The following is an 18,991-nucleotide window of genomic DNA, read 5'->3' as shown; positions in this document are numbered from 1 at the left end:
GGTCCCATTCCGAACCCGGAAGCTAAGCCTGTCTGCGCCGATGGTACTGCACTCGACAGGGTGTGGGAGAGTAGGACACCGCCGGAACATCATTCACGAAAACCCCTCAGCTTCGGCTGAGGGGTTTTCGTCGTTTCAGGGCAACTTTTTCCGGGTACATTCGATGGCGATGGCTATCACGGATACATCCCCGACGGAGACATCTCGGGGCTCTAGGCTCTCGGCGCTCTGGCTGCCGGTCACGTACACCTACGCGGCCATCCTGGTTCTCGTCACGGCCGTCCTCGCGTTCGTGAACGATTCCACCGCAACACGATTCGTCCTGCACGTCAGTACGAACCTGCACAACCTGAGCAATGGTCATTTCGGCACCCTGTTCGCGAGTGCGTTCGTGATCGACGGTGCGGTCGTCGCCGCCTTCATCCTTCCGGGCCTGATCTGCCTGCTCGCCCTGGCGGAACGCCGGTTCGGCGCGCTCACCCTGATCCGCACTTTCATCGCCGGACACATAGGCGCGACCATCCTGGTGGCACTGGGCCTTTGGATATCCGTAGCCACCGACTGGATGCCCCGCAACATCACCATGGCCGAGGACGTGGGCGTCAGCTACGGGGCCATGGCGATCGTCGGCGCGCTGGTCTCGATCCTCCCCGCTCACCGTCGTACGGCCTGGGTGGTGGTCTGGCTCGGACTGGCTTCCGGCGGCGTGATCTTCGGTCAGACCTTCACCAATGTCGGCCACGTCCTAGCTCTTTCCCTGGGCCTGGCCTACGGCTACTTCAGGCAGCACCGGCACCCGCATCCGATTCACCCCCTGAACCGCTGGGAATTCGCCTTGCTGGCAATCGGATCCGGCCTGTCGGCCATGATTCTGCTCGGCTGACGGTACCGCCGCAGGTGTTCCCCGGCCGTTTCATTAGACTCGTGCGGTGCGCCTTGTGATTGCTCGTTGCCAGGTCGATTACGTCGGTCGTCTGACCGCTCATCTCCCGATGGCTCGTCGCCTCCTCATGATGAAGGCGGACGGCTCGGTGCTCGTGCACTCCGATGGCGGCTCCTATAAGCCGCTCAATTGGATGAGCCCGCCGTGCTGGCTGGAGGAGCGCGAAGCCGAGTCGGAGACGGCGAAGCAGCTGTGGGTGGTGACGAACAAGGCCGGTGAGGAACTCCGCATCACCATCGAGGACATCGAGCACGACACCTCGCACGAGCTGGGTATCGACCCGGGCTTGCAGAAGGACGGCGTCGAGGCGCACCTGCAGGAGCTGCTCGCCGAGCACATCGAAACCCTCGGCGCGGGTTACACGCTCATCCGCCGCGAGTACATGACCGCGATCGGCCCCGTGGACATCCTCTGCCGCGACGCCGACGGCACCACCGTGGCGGTCGAGATCAAGCGCCGCGGCGAGATCGACGGCGTCGAACAGCTGACCCGTTACCTCGAACTCCTGAACCGCGACCCCCTGCTGGCCCCCGTCACCGGCGTCTTCGCCGCCCAGCAGATCAAGCCGCAAGCCAAGACTCTCGCGAACGACCGCGGAATCCGCTGTCTAACACTCGATTACAACGCCCTCCGAGGCACCGACAGCACAGAATTCCGCCTCTTCTAGGCTTGGTTCGATGCCTCGCCGGAAGCCTCGCCCCAAAACCTCCCAGGCGCGGTCCCAGCAGGACCCGCGCCCAATAGGCGACGTCTTCGGCCGCACCGAAGACGGCCCCCAAGGCGAAACCTACATAGTCCGCACCATCCCCGCTTCCCGAGCCACCAAGCACTACCGCTGCCCCGGCTGCGACCACGAAATCCCCCCAGGCGTCCCCCACCTCGTAGCCTGGCCCGCCGAAGGCGGCGAAGAAGACCGCCGCCACTGGCACACAGGTTGCTGGAAGGGCCGCCACACCCGAACCATCACCCGCCGCTGGTCCTGACCCGCCACCTATGACGAAGGGTGAGCTGCCATTGTCGAACGCCCTGAATGCCAGACTCGGTGATATCGCCGAAGTCGGCGGCTTGGGTAGGTCGTGGTTTACGCGATGACCAGCGCCCCAGGCAATTCCGGTGATAATGCCAGGTAAGCACACCCGGGCGCCAATGCCCGGGGATGGATCCAGACGGTCGCTGATCGGTCGGCGTCGCAGCCAGGCAGCGGGATCGGCTCGGTCTTTCCCGAAGGCGGGATCGGCGATCACTCGTACGGTGTGGGTGATAGCCGTGCTGGTGGGTGGGGTGGTCGTTCCGCTGGCCGGATGGTGTGTGGGTCTGGTGGCTGTCTGGTTTCTGCACGAGCGGATAAGGGTGGATTCCGCCGCGCTGCCGCTGGGCGGGCTCGTCGGGATGGTGCTGGCCATCATCGGCTGGCGAAAGTTGTTGCACGCCATCGGGCGTTGGCGTCTGGCGTTCCTGCGGCGGTCGGGTATCGCGGTCGCCGGGGCGGTGATCGGTGCGGACTACGAGTACCTGTACAACCCGCGTGGTCCCGGTGCGCACATGGTGACGATCGATGTGCGGTTCGCGCATCCGGTCACCGGTGCCGTGTATTGGTTCAGCCGCCGTTACCGGTTTCCGCTCAACAAGGAAGAGCAGGCCAGAGAGTTCGCGAAACGATTCCGGCCAGGCGATTCCATTCCGGTACTGATGCGGCGCAAGGCGGTCGCGCTGGATATCGCGGAGCGGCCGTATTGGGCCTACTTGTGGTGAATGTGGTTGGGGCATAAGGAAGGCCGCTCCCGGGATGGGAACGGCCTTCGGGTGGAGTGGGTGTCGCCCGGTCGGAATCAGTGGGAGATGTCGGCGTTTTCGCGATCGTCGTCGACGATGTCCTCGTTGTGGGCGTCGGAGATTGCCTTGCGGCCGGACTTGCTGCTGATGGAGCGGGGCTCGGGGCTGCCATCGAGGAGCTCGCTCTCGCGGTTGACGGCGGCGAGCATGGCCGGCACCGAATCGAGCTGACCGCGGATTCCGAGCAGCTGGGCCAGGACGCGGCCGCGGAGGACACGCATTTCCTCGGCGAGTTCCTTGGCGTGCGCGATCTTGCGATCGGCGGTGTTGGTGGCGGAGGTGATGAGACGGTTGGCCTCGTCGGTGGCGTCCTTGATGCGCTGGGCGGCCTCGGCGCGGCTGGTGGCCTCGAGCTCCTCCATGGCGCGGGTGAGCTTGGTGCGACGCTCGGCCATGGTGACCTCGAAGTCCTGCTGCGTGGCCTTGCGCTTGGCCTCGGACTCCTTGGTGAGGCGGTCGGCCTCGGCGTTCGCCGCTTCGATGATCTTGGTCGACTCGGAGCGAGCGTTGCTGAGGGTCTGCTCGAACTCGATCTCGAGCGCCTCGCGCTTCTCCTTGGTCTCGGAGAGGAGGGACTCGTACTTGCCGCGCATCTCGGTGGCCTGCTGCTCGGCGATCGAGATCATCTCGGCGGCCTCGGCCTGGGCCTGCGCGCGCACCTCGGAGGCCTCGTCGGAGGCCAGGCGCAGCATGCGCGAGATGCGGTCCGACATGCCTTCCGCGGTGGTCGGCGGCACCGAGAGGCGGTCGACCTCCTTGCGGAGCTCGTCGATCTCGTCGCGGGCGTCCTCCAACTGGGCCGCCAGGTTGCGTGCCTGGGCTGCGGCGGCATCGCGATCGGTCGCGGTGACCCTTAGCTCGGCATCGAAACGGTCGAAGTAGTTACGCACCTCGTCACGGTCATAGCCCTTCCGCACGACGGTAAAGGGCAGTGCAACGAAGCGATTACGATCGGGCTCAGTGGACGACATGCCCCACAAACTACAGCCTGCCGACCACTGATGGTGACCCGACCGCGAATGTTGTTACAGCCTCTTTAGGGAGCTGAACGGCGGTACTAGTGAGTAGATTTCGCGGCTGGTTCGACCAGTTCGACCAGCACACCGCCAGCATCCTTCGGATGGATGAAATTGATGCGGGAACCAGCGGTTCCGGCGCGCGGAGCGTCGTACAGCAAACGCAAGCCCCGTGTACGCAGATGTGTGGCGACGGCCTCGACATCGGTGACTCGGTACGCGAGCTGCTGCAGGCCAGGCCCGTTTCGGTCGATGAACTTGGCGATCGTGGATTCCTCGTTCAGCGGTGCCAGCAACTGTAGAGCTACCGAACCCTCGGGAGTGCCCACGACGGACAGCATGGCCTCGTGAACGCCTTGCGCCGCATTGATCTCGCGATGCGTCTCCACCATGCCGAGATTGTCCCGGTACCAAGCGACCGCCGAATCGAGATCGGGCACGGCGATTCCGACATGATCGACGGCCAGGATGTATTCGGTGGGTATGAATTCGGTGTTCTCCGTGTTGCTCACTACTCGACCGTAGCGCGCACCCTGGGAAGGTTGTCCGATTGCGCCGGGTTACCTTTGAGTAAGGCTCCGATGGTTGGCGGAGCGGTCCCATTACGACGTAAGCGAGGCTCATCGTGACCACCACCTCCGTCATCGTCTCCGGTGCACGCACCCCGGTGGGGCGTCTGCTCGGATCGCTGAAGGGTTTCAGCGGCTCCGACCTGGGCGGCATCGCCATCAAGGCGGCCCTGGAGAAGGGTGGAGTCGCACCCGAGCAGGTCGATTACGTGATCATGGGCCAGGTGCTCACCGCGGGTGCGGGCCAGATCCCGGCCCGGCAGGCGGCCGTGGCGGCCGGTATTCCGATGGATGTCCCGGCACTCACCATTAATAAGGTGTGTTTGTCCGGTATCAATGCAATTGCCATGGCGGATCAGCTGATTCGCGCCGGAGAGTACGAGATCGTGGTCGCGGGTGGCCAGGAATCCATGACCAATGCCCCGCACCTGCTGGAGAAGTCCCGCGAGGGCTTCAAGTACGGCGACGTCAACCTGCGCGACAGCATGGCCTACGACGGCCTGCACGACATCTTCACCGATCAGGCCATGGGCCTGCTCACCGAGCAGAAGAACGACACCGAGACGGTCAGCCGCGAGGAGCAGGACGCCTTCGCCGCCGCCTCGCACCAGAAGGCCGCGGCCGCCTGGAAGAACGGCCTGTTCGAGGACGAGGTCACCCCCGTCTCCATCCCGCAGCGCAAGGGCGACCCGATCGTCTTCGCCGCGGACGAGGGCATTCGCGCCGACACCACCGCCGAATCCCTGGCCAAGCTGCGCCCGGCCTTCCGCAAGGACGGCACCATCACCGCCGGTTCCGCCTCGCAGATCTCCGACGGCGCGGCCGCGGTCATCGTGATGAGCAAGGCCAAGGCCGAGCAGCTGGGCCTGAGCTGGATCGCCGAGATCGGCGCGGCCGGTGTCGTGGCCGGTCCGGACTCCTCCCTGCAGGATCAGCCCGCCAATGCCATTGCCAAAGCCTGTGCGAAGGAAGGCATTTCGCCCGCCGACCTGGATCTGGTCGAGATCAATGAGGCGTTCGCGGCGGTCGGCATCGCCTCCACCCGCAAGCTGGGCATCGATCCGGAGAAGGTGAACGTCAATGGTGGCGCCATCTCCATCGGTCACCCGCTGGGCATGTCCGGTGCGCGCATCCTGCTGCACCTGGCCCTGGAGCTGAAGCGCCGCGGCGGCGGTGTCGGTGCTGCCGCGCTGTGCGGTGGCGGCGGTCAGGGCGACGCCCTCATCATCCGCGTCGCGAAGTAGCGCGAGAGAAGTAAGGAATGGGCTCCGGTTCCGAGGAACCGGAGCCCATTCGTTTGTCCTTCGCTCGCTGCGAATGGGGGACATGCGCGTTAAGGGCCCTGCCTGCGCTTCGCAAGCTACGCATGTGACGACCTCCACTACATGGTGTCGTAGTCCTCAAGGCAGAATGGGGGCCATGGGTGATCTCTTCGACCTGAGCACGGTCGCGAAGCGGGTTCGGTTCTTCGGCATTCTGGAAGCCCCCTCGTGGGCGCTGCTGCTGCTCGGCTCCTTGCTGAAGCGCGCCGATGCCCTGGGCATCGCGGATCAGCCGATCAAGTGGCCGGTGATGGTGTTCGGCATGCTGCACGGCATCGTGTTCCTGGCCTACGCGATCAACTGCCTGCTGGCCTCGCGCGAGTTCGAATGGCCGGGCAAGACCACGGGCCTGGCGCTGGTCTCGACCGTCATTCCGTTCGCCTCGGTCTTCTTCGAGCGCTGGGCGATCCGCACCGGACAGCTCGGTGAACTGAGCCAAGCCGCCACCCCTGCCGCTGCTCGTTCGTGACAGACTGGATGTCGTGACTCGACCTGCACGACGCCCCTCATCCGCCGCTGCCGCCGCAATGTCCGGCGCGGTTGATCTGTCCGCCCTGAAGCAGCCGCCCGTCGCCGCCTCCGAGGTGCCCGCCGGGCATACCGTCACCGAGGCCGATTTCGAGACCAAGGTGCTGCGCCGTTCGGCGCAGGTGCCGGTGGTCGTCGCGCTGTATTCGCAGCGCAGCCCCGGCAGTGTCGAATTGGTTCGCCTGCTGGAGCGCCTGGTCGGCGAGGCAGGCGGTGACTGGGATCTGGCCATCATCGAGGCCGAGGCCAATATGCGCATTGCGCAGGCCTTCGGCGTGCAGGGCATTCCGACCGTGATCGCGGTGGCGGCGGGTCAGCCGCTCGCCGACTTCACCGGCAATCAGCCCGAGGAGCAGGTCACCCAGTGGATCGCGGCCGTGCTCGACGCGGTGCGCGGCAAGCTCCCCGGCGTGGGGGGTGAGGGCGGCGAGGAAGAGCCGCAGGTGCCCGAGGATCCGCGCTTCGTGGCGGCCGAAGAGGCTTTGGAGCGAGGCGATTTCGATACCGCCGAGGCGGCCTACAAGGCCATCCTGAATGCCGAGCCGACCAATGTCGAGGCCAAGGCGGCACTGCGCCAGGTGCAGTTCATCGCCCGCGTGCAGGAACTGGATCCGGCCGTGGTGGCCAAGGCCGATGCCGATCCGGCCGATCTGGACGCCGCGCTGGCGGCCGCCGATCTGGAAATGTTCAATCAGCAGCCGGAGGCCGCGTTCGATCGGCTCATCGCCGCGGTGAAGCGCACCGCCGGTGACGACCGCACTCGCGTGCGCACGCATCTGGTGGAGCTGTTCGAACTCTTCGATCCGGCCGAGCCGATCGTGAAGACGGCGCGCCGCAAACTGGCTGCCGCACTGTACTGATCGCGGCTGTGTTTATTGCACGATAGGCGCACGAGGACGGTCCCCCACAGCTCGGGTTGTGGGGGACCGTTTCGTTGCTACTTGGTGGTGCCGTTGGCGCTACCGCTGCTCAGCGCCTTGACCAGGTTCGACACGATGGCGGACGAACCGGTGGCGCCGGTCGGGTCCTGCTCACCCACGGCGACGACCGGCTGTGCGGAGGTCTGGTCGTCGGCGGTGGCCAGACCGGCTCCCGCGCTCAGGATTCCGGCCGCGGCCGCTGCGACGAGCGCGAAGGTGCCCAATTTCTTCATGAAAATCTGTTCCTATCCAAGATGTTTCGATTTGGTTGCGGAACCGCAGCCCCAAATCCACTACATGGGAACAGATTTCGTCAGACCCCAGTGTCTGGGGCGCTGTAAGTCAGGGCACGGCGTCCGGTAATGCCCTGGGCGCTGCGTCGATACGTTGCTGTGGAAGTTCGAGATCTGTCGCCGGGGAACAGTGGTGGCGGGGCAGCTCCGATATTAGTAAGCTGGTGCGTATGAATTTCCGAACTGTAGACGAATTGCTGGCCGATGGTCCCGAACTCGTCACGCTCGATGCCCGGGCGGTACGCGCCAGCGTCGACGTGGTGGCGCGGATGTCCGTCGAGGATCTCGACAAGCCGACACCCTGTGCGGGATGGGCACTGCGGGACCTGCTGGAGCACATGATCATTCAGCATTACGGCTTCGCAGCGGCCTCGCGCGGTGAGGATGACCTGTCGCTGTGGAAGCCGCAGCCGATCGGACCCGATCCGGTCGCCGAGTACCGGGCTGCGGCGGAGCACGTGCTGGCCGCGTTCGCCGCCGAGGGCGTGCTGGAACGCAACTTCCCGCTGCCGGAGATCCGCAATGGCGTCATCCTACCCGCGGCGCTATCGATCAGCTTTCATTTCATCGACTATGTCGTGCATTCCTGGGATGTCGCAAGGACTTTGGGGATCGACGTCGAGTTCGAGGACGATCTCCTCGCGGCCGGACTGCTGGTGGCCGAGGCGGTTCCGCGCAGGGAGTCCCGGACCGTGCCCGGAGCGGCCTTCGCGCCGGAGATCGAGCGGCCGGACGGCTCAGTCTTCGACCGGATCCTCGCGGTCCTCGGCCGCTCGCCCGGCTGGCCGCACTGATTCCACCGGGTCATTCTCCGGAACCAGCCACAGACCGCTGCTGGGTGGCAGCGTGACCAGTGCCGAAGCCGGTCGCCCGTGCGAGGGTTCCGCGGTGGCGGTGACGGCGCCGAGATTGCCGAGGCCATTGCCACCGTAGGCGACGGCATCGGTATTGAGGATCTCGTGCCACCGCCCCGCGACCGGCAGCCCGATGCGGTAGTCACGATGTTCGGAACCGGAGAAGTTGTACAGGCACGCGATGATCGAGCCGTCGGTGCCGTATCGCAGGAACGACAGCATATTGCCGTCGCGATCATCGGCGTCGATCCAGGAATACCCGCCGGGTGAGGTGTCCTGGGTCCACAGCGCCGGGTGTGCGCGATAGCAGGTGTTCAGGTCTCGGACCAGGTTCTGAATGCCTTGGTGCAGTGGGTTTTCCAGCTCGTGCCAGTCCAGTCCTCGATCGTGGTCCCATTCCCGGAACTGGCCGAATTCCTGCCCCATGAACAGCAGTTGCTTGCCCGGGTGTGCCCACATGTAGGCGAGCAGCGCGCGCACGCCACCGGCCTTGGCGAAATCATCGCCGGGCATGCGGGTCCAGAGCGTGCCCTTGCCGTGCACGACCTCGTCGTGACTGATCGGCAGCACGTAGTTCTCGCTCCAGGCGTAGGTGAGCGAGAAGGTCATCTCATTGTGGTGCCAGCTGCGGTGCACCGGATCGTGGCGCAGATACCCGAGGGTGTCGTGCATCCAGCCCATATTCCATTTCATGCCGAAGCCGAGGCCACCGACCTCGGTGGAGCGGGTGACGCCGGGCCAGGTGGTGGATTCCTCGGCGATGGTGAGCACGCCCGGATGGTGTTTGTGCACGGTCGCATTCATTTCCTGCAGGAATGCGACGGCTTCCAGGTTCTCGCGGCCGCCGTGGATATTCGGCTCCCAGTCGGGGCGCGAGTAGTCGAGGTAGAGCATGGAGGCGACGGCGTCCACCCGCAGCCCGTCGATATGGAATTCGTCGATCCAGTACAGCGCATTGGCGACCAGGAAATTGCGGACCTCGTGGCGGCCGAAGTCGAAAACGTAGGTGCCCCAGTCGAGTTGCTCACCGCGCCGGGGATCCGCGTGCTCGTAGAGGGCGGTGCCGTCGAAGCGTGCCAGGGCCCATTCATCGCGCGGGAAGTGCGCGGGCACCCAGTCGAGGATGACGCCGATTCCGGCCCGGTGCAGGCGGTCGATGAAGGCCCGGAAGTCGTCGGGGCTGCCGAAGCGCGAGGTCGGCGCGTAATAGGAGGTGACCTGATAGCCCCAGGAGCCGCCGAAGGGATGTTCGGCCACGGGCAGCAGTTCCACATGCGTGAAGCCTTGGGCGACAACGTATTCGGCCAGCTGCTCGGCCAGTTCGCGATAGCCGAGGCCGGGTCTCCAGGAGCCGAGGTGCACCTCGTAGATGCTGGTCGGCGCGCGGGCCGGATCGCGCGCGGCGCGCTCGCGCAGCCACTGCCGGTCGTCCCATCGATATTCCGGGTCGAAGACCACCGACGCGGTGGCGGGCGGGAGCTCGGTCGCGAACGCCATGGGATCGGCGTGATCGACGGTCCGCCCGTCCGCACCGTGCACCCGGTACTTGTACTTGGCTCCGGCCTCGATGCCCGGCAGGAATACCTCCCACACGCCGGACCCGCCGAGCCGCCGCATGGGCGCGGAATGGCCGCTCCACCCGTCGAAGTCGCCGATCACCGCCACCCCGCGGGCATTCGGGGCCCACACGGCGAACGATGTCCCGGTCACCTCGCCGTCGAGGGACGGGTACCGCCGGGGATGCGCGCCCAGCACATCCCACAGCCGTTCGTGCCGTCCCTCCGCGAACAGGTGCAGGTCGAGTTCGCCGAGTGTCGGCAGGAATCGATAGCCGTCCGCGTCGACCACCGTGCGGCCGCCCGGATAGGAGGTGACGATCCGGTAGTCCCACAGTTCCGGGAAGGGAACCGTGCCCGCGAAAACCCCGTGCGCGACATGTTCCAAGGGGTGATCGATGCCGCCGATGCGTGCGTGCACGGTATCCGCGTGCGGTCGCAGGACTCGGATGACGGTGCCGTCCGGATGCGAATGCGCCCCCAGCACCGTATGCGGATCGGGATGCGTGCCCGCCGCCAGCAGCATGAGGTCGCGCCGGTTCACGCTGGGCCGCTCCGTCCGGGTATGGCTGTGGCGGTATCGGATTCACTCATCGCAGGGTCCGCCGGTAGGCGAGCTCGGTGCGCGCGGCGGCCGGAACCGGCGGCAGCACGAGAATGTGCGCCACCGCCCGCGCGGGGTCCAGCCGCACGTAATTGGCTTGGCCCCAGTGGTATTCCTCGCCGCTGATCTCGTCGGTCACCACCGGCCGGTCATGCCATTCGCGGCCGATGGCGGGCAGGTCGAGGGACAGCATGCCCTGTTCGGCCCCGAAGGGATTCAGGTTCACCACGACCAGCACGGCATCACCGGTGGTGGGGTCGAACTTCGAGTACGCCAGCATCGAGTCATTGTCGACATGGTGAAAGTGGATGCAGCGCAACTGCTGTAGCGCCGGATGCGCACGGCGGATCTCATTGAGCCGGGTCAGCAGCGGTTCGAGGGATTCGCCGCGGGCGGCGGCCGCGGCGAATCGGCGCGGCCGCAGCTCGTACTTCTCCGAGTCGAGGTACTCCTCGCTGCCGGACCGCACCGCCTGATGCTCGTAGAGCTCGAATCCCGAGTACACGCCCCAGGTCGGCCCGAGTGTGGCGGCCAGTACGGCGCGAATGGCGAACATGCCCGGTCCGCCGTGTTGCAGGCTCTCGTGCAGGATGTCGGGCGTATTGACGAACAGATTGGGCCGCGCCTCATCGGCCTTGGCCGCCAATTCGCGGCCGAATTCGGCGATTTCGTGCTTGTGGTTGCGCCAGGTGAAATACGTGTAGGACTGGCTGAAGCCGCGCCGCGCCAGCCCGTACATGCGCGCCGGATAGGTGAAGGCCTCGGACAGGAACAGCACATCCGGGTGGTCGCGGTGCACCTGCGCGATCAGCCATTCCCAGAATTCGGCCGGTTTGGTGTGCGGATTGTCGACGCGGAAGATGTTGACGCCCAGCCCGATCCAATGCCGCGTCACCCGCAGCACCTCGGCGTACAGGCCGTCCGGATCATTGTCGAAGTTGACCGGGTAGATGTCCTGATACTTCTTGGGCGGGTTCTCGGCGTAGGCGATGGTGCCGTCCGGCAGGGTGGTGAACCATTCCGGATGCGCCGTCACCCACGGATGGTCGGGCGCGCATTGCAGGGCCAGGTCCAGAGCCACTTCCAGGCCCAAGTCCCGTGCCGCCGAAACGAATTCGGTGAAATCGGCTTCGGTGCCGAGCAGGGGATGGATGGCATCGTGCCCGCCCTCCGCGGAACCGATGGCCCACGGCGAGCCCACATCGCCGGGCTCGGCGGTCAGGGAGTTATTGCGCCCCTTGCGATTTACCATGCCGATCGGATGCACCGGCGGCAGATACACCACGTCGAATCCCATGGCGGCAATGCGCGGCAGTTCTCCGGCCGCCGTCGCGAAGGTGCCGTGCACCGGTTTCCCGTCGGCATCCCAGCCGCCAGTGGAACGCGGGAAGAATTCGTACCAGGCCCCGAACAGGGCGCGCTGGCGTTCCACCTGCACGGTGAATTGCGGTCCGTGCGTGACCAATTCGCGCAGAGGTGTGTCGCGCAGGATCTCGCTCACCTCACCGCTGAACGCGGGCCCGACGCGCGCGGGCAGTTGGGCCTCGCTGCGCAGGGCGGTGGCGGCGGCATGCAGTGTCTCCCACTGCTTCTTGGGTACGGCCTGGGCGGCGCGTTCCAGCAGTCGAGCGCCGATCTCCAGGTCATTGGCGAGGTCGACGGCGCTTTGCCCGACGGCGAGTTTGGCCTCCACGGCCTTGCGCCAGGTGGCGATGGGGTCGCCCCAGCCTTCGATGCGGTAGGTCCACGCGCCCGGCTTGCCCGGGGTGAACACGGCATTGAACACATCCGGCTCATAGTCGGGTGTCATGCGAATGCGCTGGGTGCGCGAGGATCCCGGGGCTTTCACGGCGAGGGTGGCCGCGACGGCGTCGTGTCCCTCGCGCCAGACCACGGCGCGCACCGGGAACACCTCCCCGACCACGGCCTTGGCCGGCCGGCCGCCGGCTATCGCGGGGGCGGTGTCATCGATGGCGATGCGGCCGGTCACGGGTTCGAACTTACCGGCTCGGGCGGCGTAGTTACTGCTGGCCCGGCTTGAGGAGCAGGAAGAGTCCGTGGGCCTCGGCGCAGAGCCGGTCCCCGTCGTGCAGTGTGGCCCGCACGGAGACCTTGCGGCCCTCCCACTTCTCCACCCAGCCGTGCACCTGGAGTTCGGTGTTCAGCGGGGTGATGGAGCGGTAGTCGACGTGCAGGAAGGCGGTGCGGGTGACGGCCCGGGTGTGCACCGCGGCGGTCATGCCCAGCAGGTCGTCGAAGCCGAGCGCGATGTGGCCGCCGTGCGCCGCGCTATTGCCGCCGAGGTGGAAGGTCCGGAAGGTGATGCGCGCCCGCACCCCGTCGCGGTCGGCGGAGTCCACTTCGAACGGCGGCAGGGTGATATTGCCGCGTGCGGGCAGGTCGACGCGATGCCAGGTCGGGGCCTCCCACTCGCCGACCACGACCTCGTCGAGCCGGTCATTGAGTTGCTTGAGGGTATTGATGGCCTCCAGGGCCACCTCGTCGGTCGGCCGGGCCAGGCGCACCCGGTCCATCAGGCCGCGCATCTGTTCGATGAGCTCCCCGTAGTGGGGCCCGCCGACGGTGGTGTCGCGGGCGAGTCTTTCGATCGGCCGGAATCCGCCCTCGTGGTGCTCTTGTGAAGGCGGTGCCTCGGCCTGGTGCTCGCTCATGAGAACACGTTATAGGTTGCCGGGTGTGTGCTGCGTTCGGGTAGGGATAATGCCCACATGACCGCCGCATTGCCCGTCCCCTCACTCGCCGACTTCCTCAAGTGGAGGCGGCAGCAACTCGGCATGACCCGCAAGGAACTGGGTGACCGCGCCATCCTGCACGAGGGGACGATTCGCAAGCTCGAATCCGGGGAGCGCAAGGGCATCGGGGATGCGGTGCTGGAGTCACTGGCGGTGGCCCTGGAACTCGGAACTGCCGATGAGCGAAGGCATTTGAGCGATCTGACCCGGGTCCACCTCGAGCGGGCCTGGATGGAGGACGACCTGGAGGTGCCGATCGGGGATACCGAGCACCGCGCGCTCGCGGTCCTGATGCCGCAGCCCGCGGCCTGCCTCAATGAACGATGGGACGTGCTCGCGACGAACGATGCGTACGAGCGGCTGCATCCCGGAATCAGCGCCGCCGGGAATCTGATGCGATGGCTGTTCACCCCGAACGCCCGCGCGGTTCTGATCGATTGGGAGGGCGAGATCGGCATGACCATTGCCGGAATGCGGGCCATGATGGGGCATTTCGGAAATCCGGCCTGGGGTGTGCGGCTGCTTTCCGAAATGCAGGATGACCCGGACTTCGCCAGATCATGGCTGGAACGCCGGGTGCTCTTCCATCGCCCGCTGGATTCGATGATTCACGTGCACACCGAGGCGGGACCGGTCAGTATTGCCACGCAATTCCGGGCAGTCCCGGATCGGCCGGACAACCTGCATATGGCGATCGGTTTCCCGCAGCCCTATAGCGGCCCGCCGGAATTGCTCGACCGGGGATAGAGCTGTCGGAATCGACACCCCTCGAGCCGATTCGTTCATCCCTATCCCCACCGAAGGGCACTGGTACCCCTCTGCGGTACCAGTCATCGGTGTCGAGGAATAGTGAAGCGCGCGGTACCAGGTCTTGCAAGCTCGGGCGGTGCCCCTGAATTGGGGCAGTCCCGCGGTGGTGATCCGAAGCCCGTGTTGTGCTAGCGATCTGGCCTTCGTGCAGGTGACAGGCCCGTGTAGGGTTTACCAAGTGAAGGCATTGCGTCGATTCACCGTCCGCGCCCACCTGCCCGAGCGGCTGTCCGCGTTGACCGAGCTGGCGACCAATCTGCGCTGGTCGTGGCACGAGCCGACACAGGACGTGTTCGCGGAACTGGATCCCGCGCTGTGGGTCGAGGTCGGGCGCGATCCGGTGCGCATGCTGGGCGAGGTTCCGGCCGAACGCCTGGATGAACTCGCGGCCGATGCGGCCTACACCCGGCGGGTGGATGCGGCGGCCGCCGATTTGAACGACTACCTGACCCGGCCGCGCTGGTTCCAGCCGGGCCAGGGCGGGCCGCGCGGGATCGCCTACTTCTCCATGGAGTTCGGCGTCACCGAGGTGCTGCCCAACTATTCCGGCGGACTCGGGATTCTGGCGGGCGACCATTTGAAGGCCGCCTCGGATTTGGGGTTGCCGCTCATCGGCGTCGGATTGCTGTACCGCTCCGGGTATTTCCGGCAATCGCTGACCGCCGACGGCTGGCAGGCCGAGCATTATCCGGCGCTCGATCCACAGGGCCTGCCCTTGCGACTGCTCACCGACGGCGGCGCGCCGGTGCTGATTCATGTGGCCATGCCCGAGGGGCGGGTGCTGCGGGCGCGAGTGTGGATCGCGCAGGTGGGGCGAATTCCCTTGCTGCTCTTGGATTCCGATATCGCCGACAATGATCCGGAACTGCGCGCGGTCACCGACCGGCTCTACGGCGGGGATCAGGATCACCGCATCAAACAGGAGATCCTGGCCGGTGTCGGCGGGGTGCGGGCGGTGCGCGCCTACACCCGCGCCAATGGGCTGCCAGATCCCGATGTTTTTCATATGAACGAAGGTCATGCCGGATTCCTCGGCATCGAGCGAATTCGCGAATTCATGGTCGCCGGAATGGATTTCGATGCCGGGCTGACCGCGGTGCGGGCCGGGACGGTGTTCACCACGCACACCCCGGTGCCCGCCGGGATCGACCGGTTCGCGAGCGCCCTGGTGCGCCGCTACTTCGGTGGCGCGCACGGCGAGCGGGAATCGCTACTGCTGCCGGGTGTTTCGGTGGATCGCATTCTGGCCATGGGGCGCGAGACCGATCCTTCGGTATTCAATATGGCGCACCTCGGCCTGCGACTCGCGCAGCGCGCCAATGGCGTTTCGCAGCTGCACGGGGCGGTCAGCCGCGATATGTTCGCGCCGCTGTGGCCCGGCTTCGACACCGCCGAGGTGCCGATCGGCTCGGTCACCAATGGCGTGCACGCCCCCACCTGGGCCGCGCGCGAATGGATCGACAAGGCCCGCGAACTCATCGGCGACGAGCTGGTGGAGGAGGCCCGCGGCTGGGAGCGGCTCTGCGATGTGGAGCTGCGGGAATTGTGGTCGACCCGAAATGTCTTGCGCGGCATCCTCGTCGATGAAGTACGCCGACGCCTGCGCGCCTCCTGGCTGGAGCGCGGCGCGGCACCGGCCGAACTCGGCTGGATCGACGAGGTCTTCGACCCGCGCGTGCTGACCGTCGGCTTCGCCCGGCGCGTGCCTACTTATAAGCGGCTCACCCTCATGCTCCGCGATCCGGAACGACTGCGCGCCATGCTGCTCGATCCGGACAATCCGGTGCAGCTGGTGGTGGCGGGCAAATCCCATCCGGCCGACGACGGCGGCAAGGCCCTCATTCAGCAGGTGGTGCGCTTCGCCGACGACCCGGCCGTGCGCCATCGCATTGTCTTCCTGCCCGACTACGACATGTCCATGGCCCGCTACCTCTACTGGGGTTGCGATGTGTGGCTGAACAATCCGCTGCGCCCCCTGGAAGCCTGCGGCACCTCCGGCATGAAGTCGGCGCTCAATGGCGGCCTCAATCTCTCCATTCGCGACGGCTGGTGGGATGAGATGTACGACGGCGAGAACGGCTGGGCCATCCCGACCGCCGACGGCGTCCGCGACGACAATCGCCGCGACGACCTGGAGGCCTCGGCCCTCTACGAACTCCTCGAACGGTCCGTGCTGCCGCGCTTCTACGACCGCGATCACGACGACATCCCCGTCCGCTGGATGGAAATGGTCCGCCACACCCTGCGAACCTTGGGCCCGAAGGTCCTGGCCTCCCGTCAGGTTCGCGATTACGCCGTCGACTACTACGCCCCCGCCGCGGCCGCCTACGCTGCCGTCTCGCAGAACGATTTCAAGGGCGCGCGCGATCTCGCCGAGTACCGTCGCCGTATCGAATCCGCCTGGCCCACGGTCAAAGTCGTCCAGGTCGACAGTTCGGGCTTGACCGGCACTCCGGTCATCGGCTCGACCCTGTCCCTGCACGCCCGCATAGATCTCGGCGGCCTTACCCCCTCGGACGTCTCCGTGCAGGCGGTGCTCGGCCGGGTCTCACCCACCGACGACCTCTCCGACGTCCACGCCATCCCCATGGCACACACCGGAACAGACTCCGGCACACACCTTTTCACCGTAGAGACCCCGGTCCCGCTGTCCGGCGCGGTCGGCTACACCATCCGCGTGCTCCCCGACCATCCCTTGCTCGCCTCGCCCGCCGAGTTCGGCCTCGTCGCCACCCCCAGCCCGTAACGCGGCTCAGCCCGGTTGGGCGAGAATGCGTTTGAGGATCTTCCCGGTGGCATTGCGGGGCAGCGCTTCCAAGAAGGTCACGTCGCGCGGCACGGAGAAGCGGCTGACCCGGTGCCGGATGTAATTGCGGACCATATCGGAGTCGAGGCCGGAGCCGGGGCGCTTGACCACGAAAGCCGCCAGGCGCTGGCCGAATTCGTGATCGGGCACGCCGACCACCGCTACCTCGCTCACCTGCGGGAGGTGGGAGAGTGCTTCCTCGACCGCGCGCGGGAAGACGTTCTCGCCGCCGGAGATGATCATCTCGTCATCGCGGCCCGCCACGAAGAGCTTGCCGGTGGCGTCGAGGTAGCCGATATCGCCGGTATCGAGCATGCCGTCGGACTCATCGGGCGGCGTGGCGTCGGTGTAGCCGTCGAAGAGCATGTGATTGCCGACGAAGATGCGGCCCACGACGCCGACCGGCACCGGCCGCCGATTCGCGTCCAGCACACCGATTTTGGTGCCCAGCGGCGGGCGGCCCGCCGTGGTGGGGGAGATGCGCAGGTCGGCGGGATCGGCGATGGAGGCCCAGGACACCTCGGTGGAGCCGTAGACGTTGTAGAGGGTGTCGCCGAAGGTGTCCAGGAAGCGCACCACCGTCGCCCCGGCGATGGGCGCACCGCAACTGGCGACGATCTTCAGGCTGGACAGGTCATAGCGCGCCCGCACATGGGTGGGCAGGTCGAGAATGCGGTTCACCATGACGGGCACGACGACCAGCGCGGTCACCCGGTGTTCGGCGATCCGCCGCAGGCAGTCCTCGGCGTCGAAGCGGTCGCCCAGCACCACGGTCGCGCGAATGGGGGTGGAGATCTGCAAGGCCGCCAGTCCCCAGGTGTGGAACAGAGGAGCCGGAATGAACATGGTCTCGTTGGTGCCGAACGGGATTCGCGACAGCAGCGCCGCCACCGTGCCGAAGCCCTTGGGGTGCGGCCGCCGCGCACCCTTGGGCGTACCGCTGGTGCCGGAGGTGAGCACGACCAGGCGGCCCGACTTCGGCGGCTTGCGCGGCGGATCCTGCCGCATGGCGATCAGGTCCTCGATGGTGGTGCGCCCGGGTTCGGGCGGTCGATCATCGGTGGTGAAGCGCGGCAGCTCCGGCGGCAGATACCGGACCAGATGCTCGAATTCACTGTCCACGAAGACCGCCGAGAGCCCGTGCCGGTACACGATCTCCTCGATCTGCCGGGCGGCCAGACCGGTATTGAGCAGCACGCTGTCCACGCCCGCCTTGCCGACGCCGACCATGCACTCGACCATGCTGAGGTTATTGCGGCACAGCAGTCCGACCGAGCTCCCGGCGAAGCCGAGCTGGGTGAGCGCCCCGGCCAGTGCGTTGGTCCGCGCGTGCAATTGCTCGAAAGTGCTCGAGTAGCGGTCGTCCACCACGGCCAGCCGCTGCGGTGAATGCCCGGCCGCCGCCGCGTACCCGCCCGCCAGGCTGAATCCCCATTTGGCTATGCCGCCAAGCTGTTTGAGCCCCTTGTCGGGCCGGAAGGTGAGCACGACCCCGGAGGTGACCATCTGCCTGGCCACCCCGGCTTGCAGCTTGACCTGCGAATCCTCGCCATTGATGATCACCGAGGTCGGTGCGCCCGTGATCAACTCGGCGACGCGCTTCAGCCCGGCCTGTGTCCAGGCGACCACCGCCGCGTTCGGCAGCTGGGTGAGCATCGGATGCACCGGAGCGGCCTTGAAGTAGGTGACCATAATCCGCGTGTGCTCACCGTCCCCGCGCAGCCGGACGGCGGCGAAGCTGCCGGTGGCCGGGCAGTGCACCTCGAAGCTCTCGTACTCGCGCGCGATCCGCAGTTGCACGCGCAGGGTGCGAATCTCGGTGCCGTCACCGCCGACCCGCAGATTCAGGGCCGGATGCTCCTCGACGGTGTCGACTTGTTCGCAGGCCCCGATCCCGGGGAAAAGGCGCGGGTAGGTCTGCGGCTCGATGAGCACATCCCAGATTGCTTTGCGGGCGATCGCGAATTCAGCGACTGCGTCGATGACGTCAGTGACCATGCGGTGCAACTTCTTCGATGGCCGGTTCCCCAAAATCCCCCGGCGGATTACGTATTTGTAACGTCCCAGACAATTGCGGTCAAGGCCCCGTAATTACCGGCGAGTAGTTAGTTAAATTGCCCCCTGATTGCGCTGGTGAAGATCGCAAATCAAGCGTGTGGCAGGTGCGATTGCTCACGGTTCGCC

At 66.4% G+C, this 18,991-nt stretch carries 16 protein-coding genes, 1 rRNA gene and 1 pseudogene; 11 read left to right on the top strand and 7 right to left on the bottom strand.

The genetic code is table 11. The features are described 5' to 3' along the window. The 5 genes from rrf to AB0N05_RS36935 form a co-directional block, all read left to right on the top strand. Positions 1–87 (top strand): 5S ribosomal RNA (gene rrf, locus AB0N05_RS36955); the annotation flags it as partial. A gap of 82 nt (positions 88–169) precedes the next feature. Beyond that, positions 170–883, top strand: coding sequence for a rhomboid-like protein (locus AB0N05_RS36950; RefSeq protein WP_364703211.1), 714 nt, complete (start codon positions 170–172; stop codon positions 881–883). Between the two features lie 46 nt (positions 884–929). Next, positions 930–1,610, top strand: coding sequence for an endonuclease NucS (gene nucS, locus AB0N05_RS36945; protein ID WP_364703208.1), 681 nt, complete (start codon positions 930–932; stop codon positions 1,608–1,610). Positions 1,611–1,620: 10 nt separating this feature from the next. Continuing rightward, on the top strand, positions 1,621–1,926 hold the full coding sequence (locus AB0N05_RS36940; RefSeq protein ID WP_364703206.1) for an ATP/GTP-binding protein: 306 nt from the start codon (positions 1,621–1,623) through the stop codon (positions 1,924–1,926). Between the two features lie 283 nt (positions 1,927–2,209). Continuing rightward, positions 2,210–2,695, top strand: a complete 486-nt coding sequence (locus AB0N05_RS36935; RefSeq protein ID WP_364703204.1) for a hypothetical protein — start codon at positions 2,210–2,212, stop codon at positions 2,693–2,695. A gap of 77 nt (positions 2,696–2,772) precedes the next feature. On the opposite strand, the gene AB0N05_RS36930 is transcribed toward AB0N05_RS36935, so the two are convergent. Beyond that, positions 2,773–3,747 carry a hypothetical protein gene (locus AB0N05_RS36930; RefSeq protein WP_364703201.1) on the bottom strand — a complete coding sequence of 325 codons (975 nt, stop codon included), beginning with the start codon at positions 3,745–3,747 and terminating at the stop codon, positions 2,773–2,775. Positions 3,748–3,833: 86 nt separating this feature from the next. Next, a complete protein-coding gene (mce, locus tag AB0N05_RS36925) occupies positions 3,834–4,304 on the bottom strand; it encodes a methylmalonyl-CoA epimerase (RefSeq protein ID WP_364703199.1) in 471 nt (156 codons plus the stop codon). 113 nt (positions 4,305–4,417) lie between these two features. Between mce and AB0N05_RS36920 the strand changes: the two genes are divergently transcribed. The 3 genes from AB0N05_RS36920 to AB0N05_RS36910 all read left to right on the top strand — a co-directional run bounded on the left by AB0N05_RS36920 (position 4,418) and on the right by AB0N05_RS36910 (position 7,071). Beyond that, the gene (locus AB0N05_RS36920; protein WP_364703196.1) at positions 4,418–5,605 is read left to right on the top strand and encodes an acetyl-CoA C-acetyltransferase; all 1,188 of its coding nucleotides are present in this window, start codon (positions 4,418–4,420) and stop codon (positions 5,603–5,605) included. Positions 5,606–5,780: 175 nt separating this feature from the next. Then, positions 5,781–6,152 carry a DUF3817 domain-containing protein gene (locus AB0N05_RS36915; protein WP_364703193.1) on the top strand — a complete coding sequence of 124 codons (372 nt, stop codon included), beginning with the start codon at positions 5,781–5,783 and terminating at the stop codon, positions 6,150–6,152. 58 nt (positions 6,153–6,210) lie between these two features. Further along, on the top strand, positions 6,211–7,071 hold the full coding sequence (locus tag AB0N05_RS36910; RefSeq protein ID WP_364703263.1) for a tetratricopeptide repeat protein: 861 nt from the start codon (positions 6,211–6,213) through the stop codon (positions 7,069–7,071). Between the two features lie 77 nt (positions 7,072–7,148). Here the strand turns inward: AB0N05_RS36910 and AB0N05_RS36905 are convergent, their stop codons facing one another. After that, positions 7,149–7,364 (bottom strand): hypothetical protein, encoded by a 216-nt coding sequence (locus AB0N05_RS36905; protein ID WP_364703190.1) that lies wholly within the window; start codon positions 7,362–7,364, stop codon positions 7,149–7,151. 230 nt (positions 7,365–7,594) lie between these two features. Between AB0N05_RS36905 and AB0N05_RS36900 the strand changes: the two genes are divergently transcribed. After that, positions 7,595–8,218, top strand: a complete 624-nt coding sequence (locus tag AB0N05_RS36900; protein ID WP_364703187.1) for a TIGR03086 family metal-binding protein — start codon at positions 7,595–7,597, stop codon at positions 8,216–8,218. 24 nt (positions 8,219–8,242) lie between these two features. On the opposite strand, the pseudogene glgB reads toward AB0N05_RS36900, so the two are convergent. The 3 genes and pseudogenes from glgB to AB0N05_RS36885 form a co-directional block, all read right to left on the bottom strand. Continuing rightward, positions 8,243–10,360: pseudogene (gene glgB, locus AB0N05_RS36895) on the bottom strand (1,4-alpha-glucan branching protein GlgB); the annotation flags it as partial. Positions 10,361–10,424: 64 nt separating this feature from the next. Continuing rightward, a complete protein-coding gene (locus AB0N05_RS36890) occupies positions 10,425–12,428 on the bottom strand; it encodes an alpha-1,4-glucan--maltose-1-phosphate maltosyltransferase (protein WP_364703184.1) in 2,004 nt (667 codons plus the stop codon). Positions 12,429–12,459: 31 nt separating this feature from the next. Continuing rightward, positions 12,460–13,110, bottom strand: coding sequence for a PaaI family thioesterase (locus tag AB0N05_RS36885; RefSeq protein ID WP_364703181.1), 651 nt, complete (start codon positions 13,108–13,110; stop codon positions 12,460–12,462). 57 nt (positions 13,111–13,167) lie between these two features. Between AB0N05_RS36885 and AB0N05_RS36880 the strand changes: the two genes are divergently transcribed. Further along, positions 13,168–13,938: a helix-turn-helix transcriptional regulator gene (locus tag AB0N05_RS36880; protein ID WP_364703178.1), complete on the top strand. Its 771-nt coding sequence runs from the start codon at positions 13,168–13,170 to the stop codon at positions 13,936–13,938. A 241-nt stretch (positions 13,939–14,179) separates the two neighbouring features. Beyond that, positions 14,180–16,747 carry an alpha-glucan family phosphorylase gene (gene glgP, locus AB0N05_RS36875; RefSeq protein ID WP_364703175.1) on the top strand — a complete coding sequence of 856 codons (2,568 nt, stop codon included), beginning with the start codon at positions 14,180–14,182 and terminating at the stop codon, positions 16,745–16,747. Positions 16,748–16,753: 6 nt separating this feature from the next. Here glgP and AB0N05_RS36870 read toward each other — a convergent pair whose 3' ends face one another. After that, positions 16,754–18,805, bottom strand: coding sequence for an AMP-binding protein (locus tag AB0N05_RS36870; protein ID WP_364703172.1), 2,052 nt, complete (start codon positions 18,803–18,805; stop codon positions 16,754–16,756). Positions 18,806–18,991 lie beyond the last annotated feature (186 nt).

Origin of the sequence: Nocardia sp. NPDC051030 (assembly GCF_040683015.1) — a bacterium.
GTDB lineage: Bacteria > Actinomycetota > Actinomycetes > Mycobacteriales > Mycobacteriaceae > Nocardia.
This window is presented reverse-complemented; position numbering and strand designations above follow the sequence as displayed.